The organism is Pantoea jilinensis, assembly GCF_019104105.1.
Taxonomy (GTDB): Bacteria; Pseudomonadota; Gammaproteobacteria; order Enterobacterales; family Enterobacteriaceae; genus Pantoea; species Pantoea eucalypti.
Map to the genome: position 1 here is coordinate 35,278 of NZ_CP077748.1, position 21,437 is coordinate 56,714.

Consider the following 21,437-nt stretch of genomic DNA (forward strand, 5'->3'; position numbering starts at 1 on the left):
TTTTGCCCAACCAGCCGTAAAACATTTCTTTTTCAGGCTGCCGCTTCGGTTAAACTAGCCGCGTAATTCAGGTATCTAACCCTTCAATCAGTGTTTTTTCGAACCATCGGGCGGGCCATCGCTGTTCATGCGATGTGACTTATTATCACGCTCAGCGCTGTCACCCTTAACGCGTTTGCGCGCAGCAACCATGCCATTACGGACTTCAGTGATGGCTTTGCGAATAACGGTCACTTTTTCATTGTCATCAGCATCCGCAGCCATGAGTTCAAGCTGTTCTATCAGGGCATTACTGGATACCGATTTGTCTGACTTGAGTAATGTCAGGACGGCTTCACCTATCATGACATCTGTCAGTTTCTCATCTTCACTTCTGTACATACTGGCTTCTCTGATTGCGAATCAATGGCCATGCTGCGGGTCCGTATCTCTCTGCAGGTGCGAAGAGATGCACCTGATACGGGAAGGCAGTACTGGGCTTTTTAACTAGGGTAAACCATCCTGGCGGCGTGACTAAATCGGGCATCCTGAAAAACTGTAATGACTATCACTGGCGACTATCAATCCGTGTTTGCATTAGCTTTCACGACGGAAAAGCAATGCAATGAGCTCGTGCAGATGACGCTCTTCTTCAGGTGTTGGGGCAAGTTCAAGGCGTCGCAACAGTTTACTGCAAATCGCTTTACGACTCAGGCTATGCCCTGCACGCAGAATTTCCACAACAACTGAGCCCAGCGTCTCCTGTTGCGAAGGGGAGTTAGCCTGATTGAAGTAATGGGCAATATCGCTAATTGCTTCAATTGCTTCAGGGGCTTGTCCGTTCTGGCGCATGTGGGTGTCCTCAGGTGGTTAAAATGTATCGCACACAGGTTGTGCAAATTATACATCTTTAGAATTCTTGTACAGAATTTTGGGTTTTTGAGGTTAGTTTTTTTGTGCAAAAAGTGCTAATTGATTTAAATCAATAAGTTAAGAGAGTGTGTGGTGAGGGGAAAATTGTACCAAATACCTGTACGATTTTCACTGCTAAAGTGCTCCGACCTGTACAGGCAGGTCGGTAAACAGGCGTGGGTAAGGTTAATGCTTCAGGAAAATGTCATCCGCGGAGAGCGGGTCAGCAGGTTCTTTACCAAATGTTGTTGATAACCAGTTCGCGGGGCTGGTGCTGCGGGAACCGATAGTTTTGAACCCCATCAGCCATTGACGCGCATGCTGTATCTGCTCAAGACGATTATCATTAACTTCAGATCCAGCCATCACTTTTAGCTCATTAATCAAAAGTTCAACGTTCACTTCCTGACCGGCATTAAACAGGTTCATTGCAGCTTCGCCAATGATGACATTCGCTTTTTCGTCGCTGGAAAAATACAAAATATCCTCCTGTGTGATTGCGGTGAGTAACATTAACTGTAGCAAAAAAATTCACGTAACTTAATCAATTCTACCTATCAATAATATTATTTTAATCGTTGAGGGTTGCATGTGTCATGCCTGTGCAATTCGCTAATACACCTGCCTCTGTTAAATGCGCAGGGTGATTGCTTTTATCCTGACACGTTAATCGCTTCTGCATTTATTTTTGCTGGCGTGAAAAAGCAGAGAGTCGCCAGATAAATTCACTGTGCACGCGTTCATGAAATAAAAAAATTATTGTATATCAATAAAATAAAGCAACTTCTTACAGAAATTGACATTCAGGCTTCACAACTGAAGAAACTTCACATCCACGCGCTACATCAACGGTATAGCCTGTGCTATAAAGAATAGCCTATGCTAATTATGCTCTTTTCTTAATCAACTCTGGAGACCGCTCTGATGACGACAATAAAACCAATAGCCACCTTGTTACTGAGTGCTTTGCTGACTCTGGTGACGGCTGCCAGTTGTAATGCAGCAGAAAAATTTAAGGTTGTGACAACGTTTACGGTCATTGCTGACATGGCGAAAAACGTGGCGGGCGAGGCTGCTGAAGTCACTTCCATTACTAAACCGGGTGCTGAGATACATGAATATCAGCCTACGCCCGGCGATATTAAGCGTGCCCAGGGTGCGCAGCTCATCATGGCAAATGGGCTGAATCTCGAACGCTGGTTTCAGCGCTTCTACCAGCATCTGGATGGTGTTCCGGAAGTCGTGGTCTCTGCTGGTGTAAAACCAATGGGAATTAGCGAGGGGCCCTACAACGGAAAACCAAATCCTCACGCGTGGATGTCCCCGGACAATGCACTGATCTATGTCGATAACATTCGCGACGCACTGATGAAATATGACCCCGCTAATGGGGATATCTATCGTCAGAACGCAGCAGCCTATAAGCAAAAAATCACCGCAGCGCTGGATCCATTACGGCAACAGATTGCCGGGATTCCAGCGGATAAGCGCTGGATGGTCACCAGCGAAGGCGCTTTTTCCTATCTGGCACGTGATCTGGGTATGAAAGAACTCTATCTCTGGCCTGTTAATGCTGACCAGCAAGGCACGCCGCAACAGGTAAGAAACGTCATTGATCAGGTGAAAAAAAATGCAATTCCGGCGGTGTTCAGCGAAAGCACGGTATCGGATAAGCCCGCCCGACAGGTCGCCAGGGAAACCGGTGCGTATTACGGTGGCGTGCTCTACGTTGACTCACTGAGCACCGCTCAGGGACCGGTGCCGACTTATCTTGATCTGCTTAGCGTCACCACAGAGACACTGGTCAAGGGCATTAAAGCGGGGGAGAGAGCAAAATGACCGATACCATCGTGGTTTCTGATGTCACCGTGACCTATCGTAACGGTCACACCGCATTGCATGGCGCCAGTTTCCGCGTACCCGGCGGATCGATTGCGGCATTGGTAGGCGTGAATGGCTCAGGTAAGTCAACGTTGTTTAAAGCGCTGATGGGTTTTGTCCGGCTTGCCAGCGGCAGCATCTCGGTGCTGGGTATGCCGACGCGCCAGGCACTGCGCAAAAGTCTTGTAGCCTATGTGCCACAGTCGGAAGACGTGGATTGGTCTTTTCCGGTGCTGGTTGAGGATGTCGTCATGATGGGGCGCTACGGTCATATGGGCCTGCTACGCCGGCCTAAACCGCACGACCAGCAGATTGTCAGCGAGGCGCTGGCGCGGGTCGATATGCTTGACTACCGCCATCGTCAGATCGGTGAGCTTTCTGGCGGGCAAAAGAAAAGGGTATTCCTGGCACGCGCCATTGCCCAGCAGGGCAGCGTTATCCTGCTGGATGAGCCGTTTACCGGCGTGGACGTTCAGACAGAGGCCAGAATCATCAGTCTGCTGGGTGAGTTGCGCGATGAAGGCAAGACCATGCTGGTTTCCACACATAATCTGGGGTCCGTTACCGAGTTCTGCGATTACACCGTCATGGTTAAAGGCACTGTTCTGGCCAGCGGCCCGACCCGGACCACCTTTACTGCCGCAAACCTTGAGCGCGCATTCAGCGGCGTACTGCGTCATGTCATGGTGAAAGGGCTGGACGATCAGATCATCACTGATGACGAACGGCCTTTTATTGCGCCTCGCACGACACGTGAAGATGGGAACTGACCATGGAACTGCTACTGGAGCCTTTTGGCTATCACTACATGCTCAACGCGATGTGGGTCTCCGCTATGGTTGGCGGACTCTGCGCATTTCTCTCCTGCTACCTCATGCTGAAAGGCTGGTCGCTGATTGGTGATGCCCTTTCTCACTCTATCGTGCCGGGTGTTGCAGGCGCTTACATGCTGGGGCTGCCGTTTGCGCTGGGGGCATTTCTCTCAGGTGGTCTGGCGGCGGGCAGCATGCTGCTGCTTAATCAGCGCACCCGATTAAAAGAAGATGCGATCATCGGTCTCATCTTCTCTTCATTCTTTGGTCTCGGGCTGTTTATGGTGTCGCTCAATCCGACAGCCGTGAACATTCAGACAATTGTGCTGGGCAATATTCTGGCGATTGCGCCCGCGGATATTCTTCAGCTGGCGCTGATTGGCGGACTGTCGATCATCATACTGCTGTTTAAGTGGAAAGACCTGATGGTCACCTTTTTTGATGAAAATCATGCACGCGCCATCGGATTACGGCCTGAACGCCTGAAAGTTCTGTTTTTTACGCTGCTGGCAGTCTCAACCGTGGCGGCGCTGCAAACGGTCGGCGCGTTCCTGGTGATCTGTCTGGTGGTAACACCGGGCGCAACGGCGTGGCTGCTCACCGATCGCTTTCCGCGTCTGCTGATGATTGCCGTCGCGATTGGCAGCATCACCAGTTTCCTCGGTGCCTGGGTGAGTTACTACTTAGATGGCGCAACGGGCGGCATCATTGTGGTGGCGCAGACGTTGCTGTTCCTGCTGGCGTTTGTGTTTGCGCCGAAACATGGCTTGCTGGCTAACCGGCGTCGCAGTTGCCAGCAACCTGATAAGGAGCCTGGCTGATGTGGATTTTAGAACCTTTCCAGTTCGCTTTTATGAACAGTGCGTTACTCATCGCGCTGGTGGTAGCCATCCCCTGTTCGTTGCTGTCAGTATTTCTGGTGCTGAAAGGCTGGGCGTTGATGGGCGATGCCATGAGCCATGCGGTGTTTCCCGGCATTGTGCTCGCCTGGATGGTGGGGCTGCCGCTGGGGGTGGGCGCGTTCGTCGCGGGTCTCTTCTGCGCTGTTGCCAGTGGTTTTTTGCAGGACAACAGCCGCATCAAACAGGATACGGTGCTGGGCATCGTCTTTTCTGGCATGTTCGCCGTGGGGCTGATCCTGTATATCGCCGTGAAACCTGAAGTGCATCTCGATCACATTCTGTTTGGTGACATGCTGGGCATTACTGGCGCAGATATTTTTCAGACATTTGTTATCGCAGCGGTCATCGTAATGGTGATTGCGGTGAAGTGGCGTGACTTCATGTTGTTCAGCTTCGACCCGCAGCAGGCTCAGGTCTCTGGCTTACCGGCGCGCTGGCTGCATTACGGGCTGCTCTGCATGGTTTCATTGACCATTGTGGCGACGCTGAAAGCGGTGGGGATTATCCTGTCAATTTCTCTGCTGATAGCACCTGGCGCTATTGCGGTGCTTCTCACCCGTCGTTTTTCGCATGCGTTACTGGTGGCGGTCGTGGTTTCGGTGTTGGTGTCGCTGAGTGGGGTTTACCTCTCGTTCTTTATCGACAGCGCCCCAGCGCCAACCATCGTTGTGTTGTTTGCGCTGGTGTTTGTTGTGGCGATGGTGGTAGCGGGGCGAAAATCCCGGCAGCTGGCACGTCTTACACTTCGCGAAGGCGGCCGGGCTGGGTAAGATGCTGACCACGAAGAAAGGAGTAAGGCACTGATTTGAGTGCAGGCTTCCCGTTCTCATCAGGCTAAAATCTATCTGAAGTGACTTTATGTGAATAAGGTCACTTTTTATTTTGGAGAAACTTTTGGGGGCGACCTACCCTGTGCCAGAAGCGGACATTGATGATATTGAACGGTCTCAAACATGGGTGTGCTCCTCAGGCATATCTGCTTATTCATCGGAATAGAAGATGCGGTATGTACTCCCATCCCTGTGAACACGGGCAAATCCTGCCTGATTTAAATGCATGCCTGCAATGAGCAGTTTCTCGCTGACCGCTTGTTCCATTATTTTTTTACGTGTCTCCCCGGCCTGAGCAGGATCGACGTCGAATAAAATTGAAACAGCCGGTTGTGCTGACTGAATATGCGGGTAGTGGACAATATCACCCCATATTAATAATCTCTCATTCCCGGAATCGATGCGAAAACCGGTATGCCCAGGCGTGTGGCCTGGTAAAAATACTGGAAGAATCTCTTCAGCTATTTTCCCACCGTTGAAAAAGCGGATGTTTGGGGCATAAACATTTAAGGTTTGCCGTACCAGCAAAAAATTACGCTGCCCGCGCTCATTCGCCATTTCGCGTTTTTTATCATCCCGCCAGTACTGCGCTTCGAGAGGGTGCAGAATAATTTCAGCGCATTTAAAAACCGGCTCTTTTTCAGCATCGAGCAGGCCTCCAATATGATCCGGATGGCAGTGCGTTAATAAAACGGTATCCACGTCATCAGGGCGGACGCCCAATGCAGCAAGATTTGCCATAAGGTGTCCCGGCGCGCCGGGGCCAGCATCAACCAGCATCACCCGTCCACGGCCGCGAATAAGGTAACAGTTAATATGGATATCACCGGGTTTATCGATTCCGGCACGGTACTGAATAGCGCCCGCATCAGCGTTTTCAATACCTGATAGCAGCTCCAGACTGGCATTTATCGTGCCGTCACTTAGCGCGGTTATCTGAAAATCGCCAACCTGGCGGAACGGAAAAGGATTGATCATCACGACCTCGGGGTCAGTTGCGGGCGAAAAGGTGTTCTGCTTGTGAGCCAAAGCAGCGTATTCGGGCCGTCAGACCAGAGGTGTGTTGGGTGACAACATCCAGTTCTCGCATAAAATTCTCCATCACTTCAGGGGTTCTCAATGTTGTCAGCCGATAAAAGAGCTCGGCGTATACCGGCTGCCCACAGCCCGGTTTTACATCAATAAAAATGATATGCACATTTTCGCGGTCTGCGCCGAGGATGTCACAGCAGAGGGCGCTGCATGCGTCGGTAAAATCGCAGAGATTTTTGAACCGGTCAGCGTGGTTTTCAGAAAAATAAAAAGTCAGATTAGGCATGATGTTATCGCATCCCTTTTTCAGTGCTCTGTAATTGCGGAATAAGGGACTCGTAGAGGTACACTCCGGGCATATCCATGAAGGGCGAAGCAATTTCATAAGGCAGGGCATAGATAACGCGATGTACAGGTGATTTATCCAGCGCCACCGCATCCATTTCAAGTCCGTGATAGCCCAGTTCGGTCTCCAGGACGTCAATTGTCTTAGTGCTGATAAGCAGAATCTCATCGGCAGAGAGCCCTGGGATCAGGCCTTCGCCGGCATACAGGTTACGATGCCAGTCAGTAATGAAGGCCTGCCAGCGGGAGAAATTACCGCCTCCTTTTAAACGGTACTCCTCACTGCTGAGCACCTCCGCATCATTGACGGTGTGAATAGCAAGATAAGCAGGGCAGCCAGATTTGAGAGCACGAAAACGTTGAGAGGTAGTAAAGCCAGTAACAGAGATTAATGCGGGTAACTTTTGTTGGCTGTAAAACGCATTCCAGTCAGCCTCGCTTTCAGCATCGTTATATGAACACTCTACGGTATAGAACATCAGCCCATCTCCACATGAGTTATCAACGCAAGCAAACAGGTTTGCTCAATGATTTTTCATCATGCTACAAGCTGGTTTAATCGCTTAAAATCGATAATATGTCATGTGTCAGTGATATTTAGTCACTAAAGGCAAGAGCAAAGAGCTTTTATATGCGCAGAAAAATACCCAGTAGTGCGTCGCTTCAGGCTTTTGATGCTGCAGCGCGACACGGAAACTTTGCCCGGGCGTCAGAAGAGTTATCCTTAACAGAAGGGGCGATTAGCCGTCAGATTGCGCGCCTGGAAGCGTTGCTGAACTGTAAACTGTTTGACCGTGTGGGAAGCCGGGTAAAACTTAATCCGGTCGGCGCGCGCTACGCGCATCACGTGCGTGAAATCCTTGAGCGCCTTGAAAGAGATACGCAATACATATTGGGCCTGCCACAAGGCAGTCAAAGCCTTGATATCGCCGTCCTGCCGACCTTTGCCAGCCGCTGGCTTATTCCCCGTTTGAACAGCTTCAACGCATTGTTTCCGGCAATAACGTTAAATATTGCCGCCAGAACGGATCCTTTTATTTTGCCTGGCAGTGGTTATGATGCGGTGATTCATTTTGAGCATTCCGCGTGGGCAGGTATGCGTGTGCAATTTCTGTTTCAGGAAAATCTGCTGCCTGTCTGCCATCCTGCTTTGTTAACTGATGATGACGTCAATCAGCAATTAAATAAACTTCCGCGCATTCATCGGCGGCAGAATCCTGATGCATGGCATCGCTATGCGCAGGAGAGTGGAATAGAGCTTGATAACCCGGCGCAGGGGGCGCGGTACGATCTGCATGAAATGGCCATCGCGGCCGTAATGGCGGGGCAGGGAGTCGCATTAGTTCCTCGTATGTATATTGAGAATGAATTAAGTTGCGGCACACTTGTTTCACCGTGGCCTGCATCAGATAGCCTGAGCAAAAGATTCTGTTTAATAAAACCCACGGACACGCATATAAGTGAGCCAGCTCTAAACAGTTTTGAGCGCTGGTTGCTGGCTGAAATGAATACGCACACAAGTAACACAAAAATTTGGTGATGTCCGCTTCCCGCTCAGTTTGGATCTCCGGTCTCAGCGAAGACGTTATGTGAGTACCAGATCAACGATCTAATAATCAACATTTGCTGTGGGACGGCGATTCGCACAGGCAGTGTGGGTATAAAGTCTGTGCTGTTGAACAGATTGTATGCTGGCAATTCCGCCATAATGTTGAGAAAACTCTAAGCATTGTTTCTAACGTCTTTACCCAAAAATTATTGTTATTAAGGCTGGCTTCCTGCCAAAGCGGCCATCGAAATCGCCAGATCGTTAAAGAGCTGAAGAAAATATCTGTCAGTGATTATGATCTCTCAGGAAAACTGTCAGCACATCTTTTGGCGGAGTACCCTTGCACTCAGAAATTAACCAGCCCACCGCCCCGCGATGGTAAGAACCATGAAAGAGCATGTGATTTATCATATCTGCAGCAGTCATTTCTCCTTCACTACCATCGACAAAGCTGAACTTAATTGTTTCTTTTAAATCGGCAGGAGACATCGAACTTACGCGCTGGATATACCAGTTTATACAGTCGTTCATTTTAACTTCAAGTTCATCTGCTGAGGGTGTTTCAGGGGTGTTGAGGGCAGTGTAGCCATGCTTATGCCCCGAAATATTTGCTCTAAAGATCATATCAACCACATAAATATGGTTCATCAGTCTAAGCATCAGATGACGCTTTTCTGCATAGGCAGATTCACTGATGCCTTTAATCACCTTTAGCGTTTCAGCATCAATCCAGCGTTTAAATTTTAAGAGTGTAACCAGCGAAGTGTTGTCCATGAGTTTTTCCGTGATTTGCCTGTTCCGATAGCATATCAATTATGCACGTAATGTAGCCGAGCCTCTGATTCTAAGGCATACGTATAAACAATGCTCGCTCCTCGCAGACGTCAGTCCGCAGAAATGCTCCATGAGTCTCAGTAGGGGAGCGTCAAAGAACGCTTATGATAAAAGCTTTCCCTCACATACAGTACAATGTGCATGCTTGATGTTAGAACTTCACAGGCAGTGAATCTTGTTAATAAGGAATTCAAACGTGATTGATTTCACCCGTTTTATCGAGCGCTTTGAACAGCTCAATGCTCAGTTACTTCCTCCTGCTAAAGTCATCGAAAGACAACTCAATGGGTTGTATATAAGGAGATATGAGCCAAAAACGATCGTGGATGAGGTTCTCATCGTATATCACGGTGGTGGTGTTAACTCTGATGCTGGTTACGACATTCTTGCAAGACAGTTGAGCTCCGCTCTACCCGTCTGTGTTTATCTCATTGATATCCGTGGGCACGGTCGCTCAACGGGAATCCGAGGGGATGCTTCAAGCCCTGAGCAAATCTGGCAGGATGTTGATAAAGTCATCGATTATGCTCGCGCTTCTTTTAGCGATGCCAGGGTTCATTTGCTTGGTCATTCCAGTGGCGGTGGCATGCTGATCAACTACTTTACGCAATATTCTCTATCGCGGAAAGTTGAAAGCCTGATTTTGCTAGCCCCAGCGTTAGGCCCTTTTTTACCCCCGAATCTGAACCGGGATTCTTCCATTCCCTTTGCATCGATAAACCGTTGGAGCTTCATAATCAATGCAATGAGTGGGGGTTTTCTTTGTGGTCATTCTACGGGAGTAAGGCTTAAATTTCCCTGTGAGGTGATCAATTCGAGGCCGGACTTCGTTCAGACTTATAGCGTTAATATGGCTAATGCCCTTACCCCTCGTAATCCAGCAAGGCAACTCAAAGCGATTTCGATTCCACTAACAATCCTGCTTGCTGAGCATGACGAACTGTTTGATGTAAGCAGAATGGATGAGTTTTTCAGGAGCTGCGGCAATCCGCATTTAACCAGGCGAATTGTTGAGGGCAGCACACATCTCGAGTGTATTTTTGAGTTAACAGATATCCTGAGAGAACACTTCAGACGGCTGTCTTCAATGACGGATTACAAACATGAGTAGTTATCTTTTAAAGGGCAGAATTGCCTGATCGTCATGAGGCTAACTCATGTTTTTCCTCGTCTCGGATAACTATAATCGTCTCTCCTGACGCCTTGAAATTTTTACATGACAATCTCCTGACGTGCTGCTCATTCTCATCTGACCAGCCCCCATCCAGGGTGACTTTATGTACAGAGGGGCATTTTTTTTACAAACCTCATTTTGCATCAGCAGTTATGTGCCAGAAATGGACGCTTCACACATCCAGTTTCAAAGATGATCAATATCTGCCTGCCTGAAAAATTAATTTAAGAAATCATTCATAAAGACGAAACTTTATTTATTCAATATTAGTTGTTTGGCGTGCTCGATTCATTTTAAACGGAGTCTTAATGCGTCTTTTTCATTTCAGTGATAATTCTGATATTACTATATTTAAACCCCGCCAGTTAAGGGTTCATGTTGATCGACCTGCCGGGCTGGAGTGGTTAAACGGCTCACTGATATGGGCTACGGATGAAGCGCATGAATTACTTTATCTTTTTCCTCGTGAGTGCCCACGTATCATTTACTGGCCACGACCTGACACAAGCAGAGTGGACATTGAAAAATGGATGGGCAGTGACTCCCAGGCTACGGCGATTGCCTGTATTGAACATGCATGGCTATCACGTTTTCAAAGCGGGAAAATTTACAGATATGAATTGCCAGTAGATGGCTTTGAACCAACAGGAGAGGTCGGTATGTGGGTATCTCAAAATAATGTTATCCCAACTGACTTGAAAGCGTTTTCCAACCTTGATACTGAACTTGCATTGCGCAATATAACGCTTCGGGTAATGGAAAGGCTAACGCCACTCAAAAGCGTATGGCTGACATCACTTCACGCCAGTGGGATAAGATTGAGAAACGCACAAGACTGGGGCAAGCCTGGCTGGACGCATTCCAGGCCGGGTCGCCAGATTTTTGTATAAACGTGTTACCGACAGGTAAGGCCCTTACATCGGTGATGCCTGATCATCGTTAATAGCAGACGTTAGCCTGACGTCAGTCCGCTTGATACCGTAAGCGGACCGGTAAAATGCTTTGTATCTGAGCCACGCCTTAAGGGCTGGTTGGTGGCTGCGTATTAATTTAAATGACTGAGACCGGAACACTCGTGCTGCTTCAGAACGTTACGAAGTCAGAAAAGCGATTCTTTAATGCTGATTTCATCCACGCGAAGGATTGAAGACATATCAAAGCCGTCCATGTCAGACATGAACTCCTTGCTGGTCATATATTTCTGATTTAAGGCTTCTATTTCGGCCCCTTCCTGATACGTCACTGTTGCAATGACCTGACATTCTTTCCCCAGATAAACATGATTGACATATATACCAAAGGCCGGAAGAGAGACCATGTGTCGGGGCCAGTGTCTGTGAAAATAAATTTCTGCTGACTGTCTGTCTTTGAGTGTATAGATTCTGACCTGCTTCATGATATCCGTCCCGCTGTGAGAGTTTCATTTAGAGGAAAGCCAAAGCATACCAACTCTGTTGCTGAGTAATTAGCAAAAGACTGCATTTCGCCCTTACCCGACATTGTTCCCGCACGTGATGCAAACGCCATCCTTCGTTACATATCGAATGTCACTACTTACTTTCTAACAGACCCAGGCCATAAGACCCGAAACGCCGCTTCTGGCGGTTCGGCGAAGTTAAGCTGTCTGCCAGTTAGCGTAATCAGGCCAACGTCCCGGTATGCCGGAGAACTTAAGGTGGCGGGAGATCTATTCTGACCGCCGCGGTGTGCCGGAAGAGGCCACCGGTGGCTTAAGCTGCAGGGATATTGTCTGGAGCAAACCAGCCGCCGCTGCCAGACAACTTTATCCGGAAATACTTAGCTGATTTCATCTTTTGCAAAACCAGCCTGTAGTCTTTTCAGTATGACACTCATGCCCCTGCTGACAATCCGATCCTCTCGCATTACTGTCCCCAGAGTTCGATGAAGCGAGGGCGTCACAGAGTAAAGACTCAGACCCTGCCTTTCATCAATATTTGCAACAGACATACGGGGAACGATGCTGTAGCCCAGGCCGCAACGTACCATCTTTTTAATGGCTTCAATACTGCCAAGCTCCATCATGGGGCTGACAGTTAGCCCGGCATTATGAAACCATTCGTCGATCAAGGCGCGTGTCCCGCTCCCAGGTTCAAAAACAATCAGCGGCAGTGACAAAAGGGCATCGGGAGACAGCGGTTTCACGCTCTGATCTGGTGCATCCTTTTCCATGATCACAACAAACTCATCAGTGCCCAGCGGGCTTACGCTCAGGCATTTGCCGTTAGCTGGAAGTGTTACAAGCCCAATATCTATACGATTCTCCTCCACGCTCCGGACAATATCGGAAGTATTGCCCGTGCGGACGTCTACTTTTAGCAGAGGATGTGCCTGTCGCAGCTGCTGCAGTACGGGAGGCAGAAGATGAATACAGGCCGTTGCCCCCATGCCGACAGTAACGGTGCCGGTTATGTCGTCTGAGTGCAGAGACACTGACTCAATGGCTGTATTGATTACTGAATCAATTTTTATACAGTGCTCAGAAAAAGTCAGCCCCGCTGGAGTGGGTCTTATTCCCCGGCTGGTTCGCTCAATCAGGCGGACCTGGAGTGTCTGCTCCAGCTGTCTTATCTGCAGGCTGACAGCAGGTTGTGAGAGTCCGAGAGCGTCTGCTGCGCCGGAGAAACTGCCCCGGCTGATGACCATCCTGAAAGTCGCAAGGTGATCCAGGTTCAGGTTTGCCATGTCAAAGTTTTCCTTATACCGCTGATAAGTCCCGCAGTCTGACTGAAATTATTTACCCGGGTTAGTCTTTGTTTCTCAGAAGAAAAAGAGCCTTACCGATGGAAATAACAGAAGCAGATAAAAGACATATTCCTGCTATCCAGCAGATTTATGCTTACCACGTATTACAGGGCACCGCTACTTTTGAAACCGAACCGCCGGATGCAGCTGAAATAGCAGCCCGACTGGAAAAGGTGCGTTCAGCAGGACTGCCCTGGTTTGTGGCGGTTGAGGACGGACAGGTCCGGGGGTATTGCTACCTCTCCTTTTACAGGGAACGTCGCGCCTACCGTTTTACCCTGGAAGATTCCGTCTATATGGATGTCAATTATCAGGGACGAGGCACCGGCAAAATGTTGTTATCCCATGCGATAGCCTGGGCAGAAGCCCGTGGCTTTCGCCAGCTCGTAGCCGTGGTGGGTAATAGCGAAAACAGGGGCTCTCTTGCTCTGCATAGTGCCGCAGGCTTCAGCATCACCGGCACACTCCGGTCGGTAGGATTTAAGCATGGGCGCTGGCTCGATACGGTCATTCTGCAGCGCGCGCTCGGACAGGGCGAGGCCACGCTTGCGGAGAGCAATTGATGACAGACGGACATCTGACCGGGCGCAATATTTTCTGCGTTGGTATGGCACAGCTTATCAACTGGGGAATTACGTTCTACATGCCCGGCGTTTTCGGAACCGCCATCTTGGCAGAGACGGGCTGGTCTCCGGTGGTGACTTTCTCTGGCCTTACCGTTGCCATGCTGGTCATGGGGCTGGTTACCGTGCCTCTGAAAGAGAAGGTAGCCCACCGTATCCTCGAGCGTTCTGACCAGTTGTCCGACGGCTCTGCAGGCGTGACATGTAATTCTTCAGCCGCCATTGAAAAACTCTGGTGGCGCGCGCTGTCTTCGTATGCACGCAATGCATTGAGATGGACAGAGATTTTGATATGAGAAAGAAATTCTTTTCCGGCAGTCAAGATTATCTGGGTTGTCCACCTTAGGTAACCTTCCCATAATGCGCAACAGAGACAGGGTAATGCATGATGAGGCAGAACAAATCCCTCCCTGAAAATGTTAAGTCGCATCAATTTATTCCGGCTCCAGGTTACGGAGACCGGATCCGCCACAACTTCCGACAAGGAGTACCGTATGGCTTATCTGCAAATTACGCTGAATATCAGTGAAGAACATCGTGAAGCCGCCGCCGGTATTTATCAGAAATATAAAGCGTCTTTTCTGAAAAATATTGACGGTGCTGAGTCCAAAGAACTGCTCGTGCGGGATAAAGATGTTCAGGTTTTACATGGCTTTACGTCTGCAGTTCAGGCGGAAGCCTACCTGACATCCCCGCTGTTCACACAGGACGTGGTAGCCGCGCTGAAACCCTATCTTAACAGCGCACCGGACGTCCGTATTTACACCGTTGCCTGACGTGTTGGCGAACGCTTCGCCTTAACTCTGCAATAACTACCGGAGATTATTATGCTTTTAGACTGGAATGGCCATCGCGATGAACTGCTTGGCGTAGTGGGCGAGTATGCAAAACTGCAGCCAGAGTTCATGAAAGGCCTGATGAAAATGGATGCCGGTGCGTCGGCGATGGGGCATCTGGATAAGAAAACGCACGAGCTGATTGCGCTGGCCGTGGCTATCACTACCCGCTGTGACGGATGTCTGTCCGTTCATGTTAAAGCGGCGGCGAAACATGGCGCTACCCGGGAAGAAATCGCCGAAGCCCTCGCCGTCGCAATTTCACTGAATACCGGTGCGGCTCTTACCTATACGGCACACGCGCTTGATGCGTTTGATGCATTACCAAAACCGTAAGCAACTGACGACGGCGCCTCGCACCCGCGTGCTGAGCGCCGTCGTGCTGAAATGGATAAAACAATGTTAGTTAATCACGATTTCGCCCGCCGGGCCTCTGTCAGGCCCGCAGATTATGACTGGGTCTCTTCCCCCCGGACGGGAGTCGATCGTGTCATGCTTGATCGGACCGGCGCAGAAAAAGCGCGCGCAACCAGCATCGTTAAATACCTGCCTGATTCTCATTTTCCTGAACATCATCATCCGGACGGAGAAGAAATTCTGGTGCTTTCCGGCGTATTTTCAGAGGGTGAGGATCACTATCCTGCTGGCTGGTATATGCGGAATCCGCCTGACTCTGCGCACAGGCCGTCAAGTGTCAGTGGCGCCACGATCTTTGTGAAACTGCGGCAGATGCAGCAGGGCGAGCATGCCCGTTTAAGGCTGGACACGAACGACCGTGATAACTGGCATAACGCGGTTAACGGCGAGGAATGCCCGCTTTTCAGCAATGCGTATGAAAAGGCGACGCTCCGCCGGTTCCACCCTCACAGCCCGATCCTGCCGGATGCCCTGAACAGGGGAGCGGAAATTCTCGTGCTCAGCGGCACCCTTTATGAAAACGGAGAGGCATGGCCTGCCGGCAGCTGGCTACGGTTTCCCGCGGGTGACATTCCCTGCCTGACTTCCGGAGACACCAGTACCTTAATTTATCTTAAAACCGGCCATCTGGGTCAGGCGGCGCTTACGGGTTCCCGGCATGAATGAACATGTGCAGGTCGCCATTATCGGCGCGGGTCTCAGCGGACTTTATGCCGCTTACCAGCTTGAAAAGGCCGGTATCAGCTATGTGGTACTGGAAGCACGGGCGCAGACCGGAGGCAGGATCATTTCCTGCGCAGGCGGACCGGCTCCCTCCCTAAGCGGGGCGGAAGCGGAAGGGCGGGTTGACCTTGGCGCAACCTGGATCTGGCCCTCTTTTCAGCCCCAACTGGCAGCCCTGACGGCCGAGCTGGATATTGCGCTGATACCACAGGCTGAAGACGGCGACATGCTCTATGAACGCGCTCACCATCAGTCCCCCTCCCGTCATCCCGGCTATGTTTCGTCTCCTCCGTCTATGCGGATCGCCGGCGGGATGCGCCAGCTCACGGAGCGCCTGGAGGCGCGGATAGCAGCTGAACAGGTTGTCACCGACGCCCGCGTCATACGCATTGAACGGACCGTCGGTAAGGTTCAGGTACATACCGTTTCGTCTGACCAACGCGGTCGTATGTTTACGGCGCAGGCCGTTCTGCTGGCCTTGCCTCCTGCTCTCGCCGCCGGTATCGAATACCTTCCGGCACTTCCTGCCCGGCTGACCGGGGAGTGGGCCGGTACCGGCACCTGGATGGCCCCTCATGCCAAATATGTGGCTAGCCACTGACATTCAGACGGCCATAGAGCATACGCTGCGTGAACCCGGTTAACGATTAAAGCTGATGCATCCTGCGGATATGAATCAGTCAAATTTTGCTGCTGTAGAAGGGCTGTCTGCGGCCAGGGTTACCTGTGCGTTTCAGGCGTCCTCAACGCCTGAGGAGGTCACTTCAGTCTTTCCATCATTAAGCGAACTCTCTATCAGCGATCACAACGCTCTGCCTGATGTCACTGAGAGAGCCCCGGCAAGCGGTATCAACGCAGAGAAATTAGCAGGTAAGTTTCGTGAGCGCATTAAAAGTGAGGCATATGGCGACAGGACAGACCCTGCCTTTAAGACAAAAATAATCAGTTATTTTTGCGCTGAAAGCGCAGCGCCCAAAAAAGATCGTTTAGCAAAAAAGTCTTAACTGAAAAACATCTTTCCTTACTGCCTGCAATTTTCTTGATTTGGGGCGGGTCAAAGCAACTCTCATCGGATGCGAAGCACGTCATGCATCCTGGACGAAAGGGCTTTTTAGTCAGATTAATGCGACGGCACGCGGTGAAGCGGAGTAAAGCTTGCAGCTGGCATGGATCGCCGTATGCATGAAAACCTGACCAGATAAAATTAAGAATAGCCGGTGTTAACAAAGTCGAAGATGATCTGAGACCACCGGCTGGTTAGCGTTTATCATAAATGCTGTAACCGTTTACCTACGATAGGTAGACAGAAAATCCCTTATTCGTGTGGCCGCCTCCACACACTCTGCAACAGGTGCAACTAATGCCATTCGAATCCAGCCTGCGCCCGGATTGATGCCGTCAACCTCCCGGGAAAGATATGAGCCTGGGATGACTGTAACATTTGTATGACTAAAGAGTTGCCGGCAAAAGTCGGTATCGTCACCAGGGACTTCGGCCCAAAGATAAAAGCCTCCGTCAGGCTTCTTCACCTTAAGAACAGGGGTCAGAATTTCAAGAACCGCATCAAACTTTTCCCGATAAAGAGAACGGTTGTCGCGAACATGTGCCTCATCCCGCCAGGCCGTGGCGCTTGCGAGCTGGCTATGCACCGGCATTGCGCAGCCATGATATGTGCGATAGAGCAAAAATGATTTGAGAATCTCTGCATCACCAGCCACAAATCCAGACCGAAGGCCTGGCAGGTTCGATCGTTTTGAAAGACTGTGGAAAACAACACAGCGCTTAAAATCGATACGGCCCATCTCTGCGCATGCGGTCAGTAAACCCGGAGGGGGCGACAACTCGTCAAAGTACAATTCGCTGTAACATTCATCGGCTGCAATAATAAAATCGTATTTATCCGCAAGGCTAATGAGTGATTTTAGCGTTTCAAGAGGGATAAGTGCACCGGTAGGATTGCCTGGGGAACACAGGAATACAATTTGACAACGTGTCCAGATATCCGCTGAAACAGCCTCAAAGTCAGGAATGAAACCGTTACTCTCAAGGCATGGCAGGTAATGCGGAGCCGCCCCCGCCAGGATCGCAGCACCTTCATATATCTGATAGAAAGGGTTTGGGCTGACCACCAAACCTTCGACATTAGGTTCAACAACTGCCTGGGTAAAGGCAAATAATGCTTCTCGTGTTCCGTTTACCGGTAGAACATGACGACTGGCATCAAGCCATCCCTTTGGGACGCCAAACCTCCTTTCACACCAGTTTATGATTGCCTCGCGCAATTCAGGGATACCCAGAGTTGCGGGATACACCGACATTTTATCGAGACTGGAAATAAGCATTTGTTTGACCATTTCCGGGGCCGAATGTTTAGGCTCTCCGATCGACAGTGATATAGGCGTAAGATTTTTATCAGGTTGAATTCCAGCAAGTAAGGCTCGAAGTTTTTCAAATGGGTAGGGGTGAAGTTGTTTCAGCGCAGGGTTCATATCGGTCAACACTCCAGCATTTCTGAGTTGAGAGAAATATCGTGACGCAAGCCGCAAATCCTTATCAAAGACCACTCTGTATCATGATCGTTCTACTTATCTGATTTGTCTGAATGGGTCTTGATAATTATGAAGTCTCTTCTTTTGCTTGAGCGCGGCACGGTATATATTTTGCTCAGATCTTATAAACTGAATATAAACAGAATAGATTTAGAGTGTCTTAATGCTTTATAAATTGATATATGTGCTTGTAATATAATAATATATATTTTTTGCAATTCTTTTCTATTCAGGCATGTAAACTGAAAATCCGTCCTTAATCGTGGTGTTTTTTCTGCGATTCTCTACTCAACAACCCAAAATCGAGCATTATGCTATTTACATTCTGCAATCAAATATTCTGCTCTGCCTCCAGTATTAGATAGTGTAAGTATCCCGCATAATCGTGCCATTCACATTTAAAGACCTTCCGGCATACTCATTTCGCCAGCGAAAGAGATCGCTATGCGTAAAGCCCGTTTTACTGAGCATCAGATCATCACGGTAATTAAGTCGGTTGAAGCCGCACGAACAGTGAAAGACGTCTGCCGGGAGGCCGGGATCTCTGAAGCCACATACTATAACTGGAAGTCTAAATAGGGTGGCATGGAAGCATCTGATATTAAAAAGATAAAAGATCCTGAGGACGAGAACCGACGGCTTAAGCAGCTGTTTGCCGACCTCAGTCTTGAAAATCGGGCACTGAAAGACGTTATCGAAAAAAAGCTCTGAAGCCAGCCTTTAAGCGTGAGCGGGTGACGCATCTGATAACGACATTCGGACGGAGTACCCGTCAGGCCTGCAGGACTCTGAACCTGAGCAGAACGGTTTACTACTACCGTCCTGACAGCACGCTGACGATCCCGTTATTTCGCGTTGCAGACGGCGGCTGAAAGATATCCACGATACGGCTTCCCCAAGCTTTTTCAGGTTCTGAAGCGGCAGGGATATCAGTGGAACCATAAGCGGATCCATCGCATTTACAGCCTGCTGAAACTGAATTTTCGTCGTAAAGGCAAACAGCGTCTGCCGGTACGTAGCCCATCGCCGCTGACCACACCTGAAGCGCTGAACCAGAGCTGGTCTGTTGACTGCCGCAACAATAAAAAAGCCAGATCCCCATGGAGACCTGGCTGACAGCAGCAAAGAGGGGATTAACGCACCTGAATCTGCACAGGCTTACCGTGCTGATCGGCGGTGCCTTTTACAATCACCAGATAACGTCGTTCATCTGCATGATGGCTATTCACCACCTGACGAATCGGACCGACGGCATTAACGATCGCTGCACCGGCCGGGTTGGTCATAAATTGTGCCAGTGGCTCCAGCTCACCTTTTCCTTCAGCATCAGACGACAGCGTCAGCAGATAGGCCTGCTTTGGTTCCAGCCCGGTTGCAGACGCCTGCAACACCTGGGTCAACCCCTGATCGAACAGGGTCAGCGTGGTTGCAGGCTGCGCCCCTTGCGCAGCATTTACCTCTTTCAGTGTCATGTGTGCTGCCTTACCTGCCAGGCCCAACGGCACCAGGTTCTGCTTACCATCGCCCTGCGGCACGGCATTGGGCACATAGACCACCGCCTGCGGTGCCTGACCAATTGGAATGGTCGCGATCACTTTATTGCTCAGGGTATCAATCGCCGTCAGGGCGTCAGCGTTTTCCAGACCGACATAAACACGACTTCCGTCACCCGATGGCCAGACGCCGTGTGGCAGATTGCCTACCGGAATGGTTGCGACCTGACGGAAATCATCGGTACGGTAAACGTTTACTTTGTTCAGGCCACCAATAGTGACGTAAGCAAAGGTGCCTTTAGCGTTATGCACGATATTGACGTGGTTAGTAATCGGACCGCTGTCGATGGTTTTCAGCAGTTTAAACGGTGGGCGCGCATCGAACACCTGCACTTTACCGACATCTTTGAGCGTGAACCAGACCTGCCGGCCATCAGGCGTGGCGGCTATATTGGGACAGAACGGACTGACCTGTTTAATGCTGCCGATAATTTTATGCGCTTTTGCGTCCACCACCACGGTTTCGGGGTTGAAGGAGGAGCAAACGTAACCGTATTGACCGTCCGGTGAGAAAATCTGCATGCCCGGACCGCCAGGCACGGTAATACGCGTTTTCTCTTCCCCGCTGTTGCCATCCAGTACCGCAATATAATTTTCACCGCGTACGGTGACCCAGATTTCTTTGCCATCGGGAGTAAAGAACGCTTCATGCGGTGATCGACCCACATAAGTCACATGCTTCACTGCGTTGGTCGCGGTATCAATCAGGCTGACAGAGTTGGAACCAATTGAAACAACAGCAAGGGTTTTGCCATCTGGCGAAAAACCTAGTCCATGTACCAGCACCTGGCCTTTATAGAGTGGACTAAGGTTGGCGGGTTGCGCATCACCCAGTTTAATCACCCCGAGCAGGGTATTGCTGGCGGGGTCGGTAACAGAAACGGTGTTGGAGAACTGCTCTGCTGCGTAAACGCGGTCATGATGACTCACGCTGATGTCCGCTGCAGAGGCAGCATAAGGCGCTTGTCCCGCCCAGGTGAACGACGACGCCAGCGCCACTGTTGCCGCAAGGATTGAGCATACAAATGGTCTTGTCATGGTGTATCCCTTTTTACTGTCGGTTGTTTCAAAGGCCACAGGGTGTGGCTTAGTTTCCCTGCGGAGCCGCAGGCGCAGAATCTGGCTGGACTTGATCGGGAGCGGGGGCGGCCGGAGGCAGAGGTTTACCCAGCGCCTGATACATCGCGACGATCTCCTGTTGCTGGGTCACAATGATCTCCTGCGCAATACGCCTGAGCTGCTCGTTTTTGCCGTATCGCAACTCAGCCACGGCCATATCCATGGCGCCCTGATGGTGCGGTGTCATCATGGCAACAAAGTCTTCATCAACATTGCCGGTAGGTTCGATAGCCATGCGAGACATCATGGTGTCCATAGCCTGTTCATTTTCTTTCCAGAAGCCTTGCTCCTGGAGAACGGCAGGTGCATTGGCATTGGCACTGGGGTGATCATGTGCGCCTGCACTCTGGCTCAAAACCAGCAGGCTGTTAGCAATCAGGAAACAGCGAAGAGTACGGTTCATAGCAAGCCCTTTACCGGATAGCAAAGGCCGGACTGGCCTTTCATTGGCCTATAAAAGCAAAGCCCTGTATCGGTACTGTTTCCCGGAGAAAGAGATTTGTATTTATATGTAGCAGGATGACGGAATGTTTCTGGCCAAATGCCGCGCCCGTCATGATGGTGACGCAGGATCGATGAGGAAGGGAGATACACTCCGGTACAA

General features: G+C 50.1%; 25 protein-coding genes and 3 pseudogenes. 15 read left to right on the forward strand and 13 right to left on the reverse strand.

What is annotated here, in order from left to right:
• Positions 1-87 precede the first annotated feature (87 nt).
• The 3 genes from KTJ90_RS19610 to KTJ90_RS19620 form a co-directional block, all read right to left on the reverse strand.
• The gene (locus KTJ90_RS19610; RefSeq protein WP_003848275.1) at positions 88-381 is read right to left on the reverse strand and encodes a hypothetical protein; all 294 of its coding nucleotides are present in this window, start codon (positions 379-381) and stop codon (positions 88-90) included.
• Between the two features lie 195 nt (positions 382-576).
• Positions 577-831, reverse strand: a complete 255-nt coding sequence (gene ycgZ / locus KTJ90_RS19615) for a regulatory protein YcgZ (RefSeq protein WP_140034269.1) — start codon at positions 829-831, stop codon at positions 577-579.
• A gap of 246 nt (positions 832-1,077) precedes the next feature.
• Positions 1,078-1,416: a hypothetical protein gene (locus KTJ90_RS19620; RefSeq protein WP_231001642.1), complete on the reverse strand. Its 339-nt coding sequence runs from the start codon at positions 1,414-1,416 to the stop codon at positions 1,078-1,080.
• Between the two features lie 399 nt (positions 1,417-1,815).
• Between KTJ90_RS19620 and KTJ90_RS19625 the strand changes: the two genes are divergently transcribed.
• Genes KTJ90_RS19625 through KTJ90_RS19640 form a run of 4 tightly spaced genes read left to right on the forward strand, consistent with a single transcriptional unit; the run spans position 1,816 to position 5,256 of the window.
• Entirely contained in the window at positions 1,816-2,730 is a 915-nt protein-coding gene (locus KTJ90_RS19625) for a metal ABC transporter substrate-binding protein (RefSeq protein WP_008924493.1), read from the forward strand.
• A complete protein-coding gene (locus KTJ90_RS19630; protein WP_008924494.1) occupies positions 2,727-3,542 on the forward strand; it encodes a manganese/iron ABC transporter ATP-binding protein in 816 nt (271 codons plus the stop codon). The genes KTJ90_RS19625 and KTJ90_RS19630 overlap by 4 nt, the downstream gene beginning before the upstream one ends.
• A 2-nt stretch (positions 3,543-3,544) precedes the next feature.
• Positions 3,545-4,405: an iron/manganese ABC transporter permease subunit SitC gene (sitC, locus tag KTJ90_RS19635; RefSeq protein WP_003854338.1), complete on the forward strand. Its 861-nt coding sequence runs from the start codon at positions 3,545-3,547 to the stop codon at positions 4,403-4,405.
• The gene (locus tag KTJ90_RS19640) at positions 4,405-5,256 is read left to right on the forward strand and encodes a metal ABC transporter permease (protein ID WP_003854336.1); all 852 of its coding nucleotides are present in this window, start codon (positions 4,405-4,407) and stop codon (positions 5,254-5,256) included. Before sitC ends, KTJ90_RS19640 begins: the two co-directional genes overlap by 1 nt.
• Before the next feature lie 210 nt (positions 5,257-5,466).
• Here the strand turns inward: KTJ90_RS19640 and KTJ90_RS19645 are convergent, their stop codons facing one another.
• The 3 genes from KTJ90_RS19645 to KTJ90_RS19655 are packed head-to-tail and all read right to left on the reverse strand — an operon-like array spanning position 5,467 to position 7,172.
• On the reverse strand, positions 5,467-6,294 hold the full coding sequence (locus KTJ90_RS19645) for an MBL fold metallo-hydrolase (RefSeq protein WP_105099600.1): 828 nt from the start codon (positions 6,292-6,294) through the stop codon (positions 5,467-5,469).
• Between the two features lie 13 nt (positions 6,295-6,307).
• Positions 6,308-6,634 carry a hypothetical protein gene (locus tag KTJ90_RS19650; RefSeq protein WP_008924498.1) on the reverse strand — a complete coding sequence of 109 codons (327 nt, stop codon included), beginning with the start codon at positions 6,632-6,634 and terminating at the stop codon, positions 6,308-6,310.
• A gap of 4 nt (positions 6,635-6,638) precedes the next feature.
• Positions 6,639-7,172 carry a hypothetical protein gene (locus KTJ90_RS19655; RefSeq protein WP_008924499.1) on the reverse strand — a complete coding sequence of 178 codons (534 nt, stop codon included), beginning with the start codon at positions 7,170-7,172 and terminating at the stop codon, positions 6,639-6,641.
• 152 nt (positions 7,173-7,324) lie between these two features.
• On the opposite strand from KTJ90_RS19655, the gene KTJ90_RS19660 reads away from it, so the two are divergent.
• Positions 7,325-8,233, forward strand: a complete 909-nt coding sequence (locus tag KTJ90_RS19660) for a LysR substrate-binding domain-containing protein (RefSeq protein WP_003854328.1) — start codon at positions 7,325-7,327, stop codon at positions 8,231-8,233.
• A 294-nt stretch (positions 8,234-8,527) separates the two neighbouring features.
• Here KTJ90_RS19660 and KTJ90_RS19665 read toward each other — a convergent pair whose 3' ends face one another.
• The gene (locus KTJ90_RS19665; protein WP_003854327.1) at positions 8,528-9,016 is read right to left on the reverse strand and encodes a DinB family protein; all 489 of its coding nucleotides are present in this window, start codon (positions 9,014-9,016) and stop codon (positions 8,528-8,530) included.
• Between the two features lie 256 nt (positions 9,017-9,272).
• On the opposite strand from KTJ90_RS19665, the gene KTJ90_RS19670 reads away from it, so the two are divergent.
• Positions 9,273-10,187, forward strand: coding sequence for an alpha/beta hydrolase (locus KTJ90_RS19670; protein ID WP_499026953.1), 915 nt, complete (start codon positions 9,273-9,275; stop codon positions 10,185-10,187).
• 371 nt (positions 10,188-10,558) lie between these two features.
• Positions 10,559-11,140, forward strand: a complete 582-nt coding sequence (locus tag KTJ90_RS19675; protein WP_499026955.1) for a DUF6886 family protein — start codon at positions 10,559-10,561, stop codon at positions 11,138-11,140.
• Between the two features lie 209 nt (positions 11,141-11,349).
• Here KTJ90_RS19675 and KTJ90_RS19680 read toward each other — a convergent pair whose 3' ends face one another.
• Positions 11,350-11,646, reverse strand: coding sequence for a hypothetical protein (locus tag KTJ90_RS19680; RefSeq protein WP_008924502.1), 297 nt, complete (start codon positions 11,644-11,646; stop codon positions 11,350-11,352).
• Positions 11,647-12,047: 401 nt separating this feature from the next.
• Entirely contained in the window at positions 12,048-12,953 is a 906-nt protein-coding gene (locus KTJ90_RS19685; RefSeq protein WP_476158095.1) for a LysR family transcriptional regulator, read from the reverse strand.
• 98 nt (positions 12,954-13,051) lie between these two features.
• On the opposite strand from KTJ90_RS19685, the gene KTJ90_RS19690 reads away from it, so the two are divergent.
• Together KTJ90_RS19690 and KTJ90_RS19695 are read left to right on the forward strand one after the other, a co-directional pair.
• Positions 13,052-13,576: a GNAT family N-acetyltransferase gene (locus KTJ90_RS19690; protein WP_476158097.1), complete on the forward strand. Its 525-nt coding sequence runs from the start codon at positions 13,052-13,054 to the stop codon at positions 13,574-13,576.
• Positions 13,576-13,761, forward strand: a pseudogene (locus KTJ90_RS19695) (hypothetical protein); the annotation flags it as partial. The gene KTJ90_RS19690 and the pseudogene KTJ90_RS19695, both read left to right, overlap by 1 nt.
• Before the next feature lie 3 nt (positions 13,762-13,764).
• On the opposite strand, the pseudogene KTJ90_RS19700 reads toward KTJ90_RS19695, so the two are convergent.
• A pseudogene (locus KTJ90_RS19700) lies at positions 13,765-13,928 on the reverse strand (LysR family transcriptional regulator); the annotation flags it as partial.
• A gap of 202 nt (positions 13,929-14,130) precedes the next feature.
• Between KTJ90_RS19700 and KTJ90_RS19705 the strand changes: the two are divergent.
• The 5 genes from KTJ90_RS19705 (at position 14,131) to KTJ90_RS19725 (ending at position 16,616) form a co-directional block, all read left to right on the forward strand.
• Positions 14,131-14,412: a hypothetical protein gene (locus KTJ90_RS19705; RefSeq protein WP_110411897.1), complete on the forward strand. Its 282-nt coding sequence runs from the start codon at positions 14,131-14,133 to the stop codon at positions 14,410-14,412.
• Positions 14,413-14,463: 51 nt separating this feature from the next.
• Positions 14,464-14,808, forward strand: coding sequence for a carboxymuconolactone decarboxylase family protein (locus KTJ90_RS19710; protein ID WP_039661650.1), 345 nt, complete (start codon positions 14,464-14,466; stop codon positions 14,806-14,808).
• Between the two features lie 63 nt (positions 14,809-14,871).
• Entirely contained in the window at positions 14,872-15,555 is a 684-nt protein-coding gene (locus KTJ90_RS19715) for a cupin domain-containing protein (protein WP_499026958.1), read from the forward strand.
• The gene (locus KTJ90_RS19720; protein ID WP_499026960.1) at positions 15,548-16,213 is read left to right on the forward strand and encodes a flavin monoamine oxidase family protein; all 666 of its coding nucleotides are present in this window, start codon (positions 15,548-15,550) and stop codon (positions 16,211-16,213) included. Before KTJ90_RS19715 ends, KTJ90_RS19720 begins: the two co-directional genes overlap by 8 nt.
• A 55-nt stretch (positions 16,214-16,268) precedes the next feature.
• Positions 16,269-16,616: a hypothetical protein gene (locus tag KTJ90_RS19725; RefSeq protein WP_499026962.1), complete on the forward strand. Its 348-nt coding sequence runs from the start codon at positions 16,269-16,271 to the stop codon at positions 16,614-16,616.
• Between the two features lie 282 nt (positions 16,617-16,898).
• Here the strand turns inward: KTJ90_RS19725 and dapC are convergent, their stop codons facing one another.
• Entirely contained in the window at positions 16,899-18,101 is a 1,203-nt protein-coding gene (dapC, locus tag KTJ90_RS19730; RefSeq protein WP_039661630.1) for a succinyldiaminopimelate transaminase, read from the reverse strand.
• 504 nt (positions 18,102-18,605) lie between these two features.
• Here dapC and KTJ90_RS19735 point away from each other — a divergent pair.
• A pseudogene (locus KTJ90_RS19735) lies at positions 18,606-19,232 on the forward strand (transposase); the annotation flags it as partial.
• 62 nt (positions 19,233-19,294) lie between these two features.
• Here the strand turns inward: KTJ90_RS19735 and KTJ90_RS19740 are convergent.
• A complete protein-coding gene (locus tag KTJ90_RS19740) occupies positions 19,295-20,752 on the reverse strand; it encodes a YncE family protein (RefSeq protein ID WP_499026964.1) in 1,458 nt (485 codons plus the stop codon).
• A 49-nt stretch (positions 20,753-20,801) separates the two neighbouring features.
• Complete coding sequence (locus tag KTJ90_RS19745) at positions 20,802-21,236, reverse strand: DUF305 domain-containing protein (protein ID WP_110411908.1); 435 nt, start codon at positions 21,234-21,236, stop codon at positions 20,802-20,804.
• Positions 21,237-21,437: the final 201 nt, after the last annotated feature.

What these genes read in the sequence shown, in the direction of transcription:
- KTJ90_RS19610 (WP_003848275.1), bottom strand. Translation starts at nt 381, where the DNA reads ATGTACAGAAGTGAAGATGAGAAACTGACAGATGTCATGATAGGTGAA.
- ycgZ (WP_140034269.1), bottom strand. Translation starts at nt 831, where the DNA reads ATGCGCCAGAACGGACAAGCCCCTGAAGCAATTGAAGCAATTAGCGAT.
- KTJ90_RS19625 (WP_008924493.1), top strand. Translation starts at nt 1,816, where the DNA reads ATGACGACAATAAAACCAATAGCCACCTTGTTACTGAGTGCTTTGCTG.
- KTJ90_RS19630 (WP_008924494.1), top strand. Translation starts at nt 2,727, where the DNA reads ATGACCGATACCATCGTGGTTTCTGATGTCACCGTGACCTATCGTAAC.
- sitC (WP_003854338.1), top strand. Translation starts at nt 3,545, where the DNA reads ATGGAACTGCTACTGGAGCCTTTTGGCTATCACTACATGCTCAACGCG.
- KTJ90_RS19640 (WP_003854336.1), top strand. Translation starts at nt 4,405, where the DNA reads ATGTGGATTTTAGAACCTTTCCAGTTCGCTTTTATGAACAGTGCGTTA.
- KTJ90_RS19645 (WP_105099600.1), bottom strand. Translation starts at nt 6,294, where the DNA reads ATGATCAATCCTTTTCCGTTCCGCCAGGTTGGCGATTTTCAGATAACC.
- KTJ90_RS19650 (WP_008924498.1), bottom strand. Translation starts at nt 6,634, where the DNA reads ATGCCTAATCTGACTTTTTATTTTTCTGAAAACCACGCTGACCGGTTC.
- KTJ90_RS19655 (WP_008924499.1), bottom strand. Translation starts at nt 7,172, where the DNA reads ATGTTCTATACCGTAGAGTGTTCATATAACGATGCTGAAAGCGAGGCT.
- KTJ90_RS19660 (WP_003854328.1), top strand. Translation starts at nt 7,325, where the DNA reads ATGCGCAGAAAAATACCCAGTAGTGCGTCGCTTCAGGCTTTTGATGCT.
- KTJ90_RS19665 (WP_003854327.1), bottom strand. Translation starts at nt 9,016, where the DNA reads ATGGACAACACTTCGCTGGTTACACTCTTAAAATTTAAACGCTGGATT.
- KTJ90_RS19675 (WP_499026955.1), top strand. Translation starts at nt 10,559, where the DNA reads ATGCGTCTTTTTCATTTCAGTGATAATTCTGATATTACTATATTTAAA.
- KTJ90_RS19680 (WP_008924502.1), bottom strand. Translation starts at nt 11,646, where the DNA reads ATGAAGCAGGTCAGAATCTATACACTCAAAGACAGACAGTCAGCAGAA.
- KTJ90_RS19685 (WP_476158095.1), bottom strand. Translation starts at nt 12,953, where the DNA reads ATGGCAAACCTGAACCTGGATCACCTTGCGACTTTCAGGATGGTCATC.
- KTJ90_RS19690 (WP_476158097.1), top strand. Translation starts at nt 13,052, where the DNA reads ATGGAAATAACAGAAGCAGATAAAAGACATATTCCTGCTATCCAGCAG.
- KTJ90_RS19705 (WP_110411897.1), top strand. Translation starts at nt 14,131, where the DNA reads ATGGCTTATCTGCAAATTACGCTGAATATCAGTGAAGAACATCGTGAA.
- KTJ90_RS19710 (WP_039661650.1), top strand. Translation starts at nt 14,464, where the DNA reads ATGCTTTTAGACTGGAATGGCCATCGCGATGAACTGCTTGGCGTAGTG.
- KTJ90_RS19715 (WP_499026958.1), top strand. Translation starts at nt 14,872, where the DNA reads ATGTTAGTTAATCACGATTTCGCCCGCCGGGCCTCTGTCAGGCCCGCA.
- KTJ90_RS19720 (WP_499026960.1), top strand. Translation starts at nt 15,548, where the DNA reads ATGAATGAACATGTGCAGGTCGCCATTATCGGCGCGGGTCTCAGCGGA.
- KTJ90_RS19725 (WP_499026962.1), top strand. Translation starts at nt 16,269, where the DNA reads ATGCATCCTGCGGATATGAATCAGTCAAATTTTGCTGCTGTAGAAGGG.
- dapC (WP_039661630.1), bottom strand. Translation starts at nt 18,101, where the DNA reads ATGAACCCTGCGCTGAAACAACTTCACCCCTACCCATTTGAAAAACTT.
- KTJ90_RS19740 (WP_499026964.1), bottom strand. Translation starts at nt 20,752, where the DNA reads ATGACAAGACCATTTGTATGCTCAATCCTTGCGGCAACAGTGGCGCTG.
- KTJ90_RS19745 (WP_110411908.1), bottom strand. Translation starts at nt 21,236, where the DNA reads ATGAACCGTACTCTTCGCTGTTTCCTGATTGCTAACAGCCTGCTGGTT.